The organism is Archangium sp. (assembly GCF_036389735.1).
GTDB lineage: Bacteria > Myxococcota > Myxococcia > Myxococcales > Myxococcaceae > Archangium.
The window spans coordinates 1-4,504 of the sequence record NZ_DASVWK010000340.1 but is presented as its reverse complement, the minus strand read 5'-3'; the positions used below and the strand labels follow the sequence as shown (position 1 = coordinate 4,504).

3 protein-coding genes are annotated in these 4,504 nt (G+C 68.3%); 1 reads left to right on the top strand and 2 read right to left on the bottom strand.

Features of this window, described 5'->3' with window-relative positions:
- A partial coding sequence (locus VF794_RS11930; RefSeq protein WP_331109818.1) for a serine/threonine-protein kinase occupies positions 1 to 684 on the bottom strand: 684 nt, incomplete at its 3' end.
- 261 nt (positions 685 to 945) lie between these two features.
- Positions 946 to 3,858 (bottom strand): PHB depolymerase family esterase, encoded by a 2,913-nt coding sequence (locus VF794_RS11925; protein WP_331109816.1) that lies wholly within the window; start codon positions 3,856 to 3,858, stop codon positions 946 to 948.
- Positions 3,859 to 4,188: 330 nt separating this feature from the next.
- Here VF794_RS11925 and VF794_RS11920 point away from each other — a divergent pair.
- Positions 4,189 to 4,504, top strand: a 316-nt coding sequence (locus tag VF794_RS11920; RefSeq protein ID WP_331109814.1) for a hypothetical protein, incomplete at its 3' end; no start/stop codon positions are given.

Genomic DNA, 4,504 nt, shown 5'->3' with positions numbered 1-4,504 from the left:
GCCGTCGAAGGCCGGGTGGCCGGCGAGTGCCTCGAAGAGGACAGCCCCCACCGCGTACAGGTCCGAGGTGGCCTCCACCGAACGGTTGAGGAGCCCGGCCTGCTCGGGCGAGAGGTAGCGCGCGGTGCCCACCGGCAAGTCGCGCAGCGACGGGTCCAACCGTTCACTGCGCGCCAGTCCGAAGTCCACCAGGGTGGCGCGGGTGAGGGTGGGCCGTCCCTCGACGATGATGTTGGAGGGCTTGATGTCCCGGTGGAGGACGCCATGGGCGTGCGTCTCCGCCAGGGCCGCCAGGATGCACTGGCCGACGATGAGCGCCTCCTCCACGGAGAGGGTGCCGCTGGTGAGCCGCTCCTGGAGGGACACCCCGGGAACGAAGGGCGTCACCAGGTAGAGCACGTCCCCGCCAGCCCCGAAGTGCAAGACGGGCACGAGGTAGGGGCTGTGCAAGGTGCGCAGCACGCTCGCCTCGTGCTCCAGGCGCTGGCGGGCGGCGGGCACCAGGGAGACGGCGGATGTCGTCTTGATGACGAGCCGGGCCCCCGTATGCAGGTCCACCCCGAGCCAGGTGGCGATGCCACGGCCCTGCTTGATGCGCTGGGTGATCTCGAAGCGGTTGCCCAGCCGCCTGCCAGGGTGCGCCCCTTCTAGAGAGGGTCCAGCCTGTTCGTAGCCCTCCGCCATCAATGCCCTCCCCCTCTGGTGCGCACCACCGGGTGGTGGGGTCGGCGCGTCATCGACAACCTTGGGACCGCGGCGTGCGGTGCCAAGGGGGGCGACTCGGCTACTGCGCCAGAGGGTAGGGTGCTTGAAATGGAGCGACACCCCGTGAAGCGCATCCCCTCGGGCAGGGGCGCGGGGGCTCCTCCCGTTGCCTGGGGGGCAGGCGAGCAGGCAGGGGGGTGAGGCCAGGGCGCGGGGGCCCTGGCCTCGGTGCCGCTGTCGTTACTTGTACTCCACCGTCAGGACGGCGCCGGTCCCCTCGGTGACGAAGAGGTAGGCGGTGCCGGCCTGGCTCTTGGTGAACTGAAGCCGGGCCTGAGTCCTGCCCGTCTTGTTGATGGCGGAGAGCCCGGCGGCGTTGAAGTCTGTCGAGGTCTGGGTGCCGGTGGTGAACTTGATGAGCTCGGCCACGCCGCTGGCCGTGGGGGCCGCGGTGAAGTCGGTGGTCTCGACGGAGGCGGTGCCGAAGGTGCCGTTCTTCAGGTCGACGGTGAGGGTGTTGGCGGCGGGGTCCGCCCACGGGTCCCCCGACGCGGAGGAGTACGTCACCTTCAGCGAGGCGCGCACGAGGGTGGCGGCGTCCGGCAGCGTGGAGGTGTCGAACGAGAGGAAGGTCCGGTTGTACTTGGCGTCCGTGCCCTTGCCCGTGGCCAGGGTGGTGAGGGTGCCCACGGCGGGAGTGGTGCCGTCCGCGTTGGCCTTCACGTAGCCGTCCTCGGCGCTGATGCTGCTGAACGAGACGGTCGTCGTCCCGGCGGTGCTGTTGCTGACCGTCACCGAGGTGTCGTTGTCCGCCCTCACGTTGTTGGCGGCGTCATAGGCCTTGGCCATGAGCGAGTGGCTGCCATTGGCCACGCCCGTGGTGGTCCAGGTGAAGACGAACGGTGCCGCCGTGTCGGTGTCGGCGAGCACGCCATCCACGTAGAACTCGACCTTCGTCACGCCGACGCCATCCGTGGCGCTGGCCGTCACGTCGACGGTGCCGCTGACGGTGGCGGCGTTGACGGGGGCCGTCACGTTCACCGTGGGGGGCGTGGTGTCGGTGGAGGCACTCTGCTGGCCGATGCTGATGCCATCCACCCAGGCGTTGGCGCGGGTGAGGTTGGAGCCGGTGTCCGTGCCGGAGACGACGAACTTCAGGATGACGGTGCGGTTGGCGTACGCCGTCAGGTCGATGTCCGCCTTCTGCGTCCAGGAGGACTCCGCCACGGTGCCGACGCCGCTCTTCACCACCGAGTCCACGACGTTGTCGGTGCCGTTGTTGACGATGACCTTGAAGGAGGCCGAGGCCGAGGTGTTGGCGCCCGAGAGGTCCAGCTTGCGCCAGTAGGTGAGGCGCGGGTTGGCCGCCAGCACCACGCTGACGCTCGCGGTGCGGGTGACGGTGTTGAAGGCCGGCAGGGCGGAGCCCTTGATGGACTTGCTGCCGGTCATGCCCGTCTGGTCGGTGGGGTCCAGCGCCCACTCGGTGAGGCTCCAGCCCGCGTTGTCGGGGCCGGTGCCGCTGGAGAAGCGCTCGTTGAAGCGCACCGAGTCCTGGTCGACCGTCACCGACACCGAGCCGGAGGCGGCGGTGTTGCCCGCGGCGTCATAGGCCTTGGCCTGCAGGGTGTGGACGCCCAGGGAGTAGGCGGTGGTGTTCCAGTTGAAGGTGTACGGGCCGGCCTGCTGCGCCGAGACGCCCTGGCCCACCACGACGCCGTCGATGAGGAACTCCACCTTCGTCACGCCGATGTCATCCGCGGCGGTGGCGGCGATGTCGATGGCGCCGGCCACGGTGGCGCTGGCGAGGGGGAAGGTGATGGAGACGGTGGGCGCGGTGGTGTCGGAGATGCCGCCCGTCACGGTGACGGAGAAGGTGCTCGAGGTCGCCGTGTTGCCCGCGGTGTCATGGGCCTTGGCCACCACGGAGTGCGTGCCATTGGTGGAGGCCGCGGTGTTCCAGGTGTACTCGAAGGGCGAGGCCGAGTCGGTGCCGACGAGGGTGTTGTCGATGGAGAACTCGACCTTGGCGACGGCCACGTTGTCCGTGGCGCTGGCGCTCACCTTCACCGTCCCGCTCACGGTGGAGCCGTTGGCCGGCGCGGAGAGGCTCACGGTGGGGGCGGCGGTGTCGGAGTTGTCGAGCCCGAAGAACTTCGCCACGTGCCAGGTGGAGCAGATGTCCGTGTCGAGCACGTAGGCACCCGCCGTGCCGCACGCCACGGTGGAGCCGGGGAACTTGAAGGCCGGGTCGATGGCCGTGCCGTGGCCCATGCCGGTGATGGCGTACGTCTCCACCAGGGCCTTGCCGGCGGTGTCCTTGTAGACCTTGTGGGGATAGCCGGCGACCGTCTCGCTGACGTCCGCCGTCAGGTCGATGCCGTGCACCGCCGTCCACTGCTCCAGGCCCTCCTGGAGGTTGGTGTTCTTCACGACGGCGTCGGACGCGCCGTGCCAGATGGAGATCTTCGGGTAGGCGCCGGTATAGGTGGAGTACGCGTTGCGGACGAGGTCCCTCCACACCGCGGGCGTCTTGTCCGCGCCCGGGCTCATGCAACTGAAGGCGTCCGTCATCGAGGTCGCGCACTTGTAGGGCACGCCCGCCATCACCGCCGCCCCGGCGAAGACGTCCGGGTAGACGGCGGCCATCACGTGCGTCATCGCGGCACCGGCGGACAGGCCGGTGACGAAGACACGGCGCGGGTCGATGGAGTGATCCACCGCCATCTTGTCCACCATCTGCTTGATGGAGAGGGCCTCGCCCTGACCGCGCGCGATGTCGCCCGGCTCGAACCAGTTGAAGCAGACGTTCTGGTTGTTGGAGCTCAGCTGCTCCGGGTACACCACGTAGAACTTGAGCTGGTCCGCCAGGGCGTTCCAGCCGGTGAGGGTGTAGGCATCGGCCGTCTGGGTACAGCCGTGCAGCGCCACCACCACCGGGGCATTGGCGGGCATGGTGGCGGGCACGTGCTTCCACATCTTCAGGTTGCCGGGGTTCGTTCCAAAGCTCGTCACCTGCGTCAGCGAGCCGCGCACTTCACCCAGTGGATCCACCAACGGCGGCGCTGCGTCCTGCGGCGGCAACTCCTCGCACCCGACGACGGCCAGCGCGAGAACTGCACCCACGACTCCTGCGAAACGTCGCTTCAGCATGTGTCCTCCCGGGAAAGGGGAATTAATGCCTTAGCACGTTCAGATTAAACCCACTAATTCTGTTTTTGCCGTTCCGTCAGGGGTGGGGGCGGGCCCGGTTCATGACGCGCGATGTCATCCAGCCATGACGCGCAATGTCATTCACTCGCGGTCTCGTGAACATGAACGGCACATCATATAAACATGAATCAGGCATCATATAAACATGAACCTGACATCAAGTGGCGCTAGGATGGCGCCGCCGCCGTCGATGGCCGGCTTCGGGATGGTGCCGCCCGCGACTCGCGGACCCGTCACCTTCCGTCCCCCTACGTCTCCCAGGAGCACTACATGAGGATGTTCAAGCACTCCCTGCGGTTCTACGCGTCCGGCCTCGCCGCCTGCGCCCTGCTCGCGTGCGACAAGCCCGAGAAGCCGGACGCGCCCGGGGCCGGTGAGGACGTGGTGACCGTGGAGGGTTGCCGCAAGCAGATCGCCGCCCGGCAGGACGAGGTGAATGCCGCGGGCATCGACGTGGCCACCTGGTCCATCAAGGACGCGCCCCAGATGGTGGAGCCCGCGCTCACCACGAAGCAGACGCCCTCGACCTACAAGGAGTACGACGGCAAGTACCGCCCGCTGACCAACCACCCCGGTTGCAGCGTGG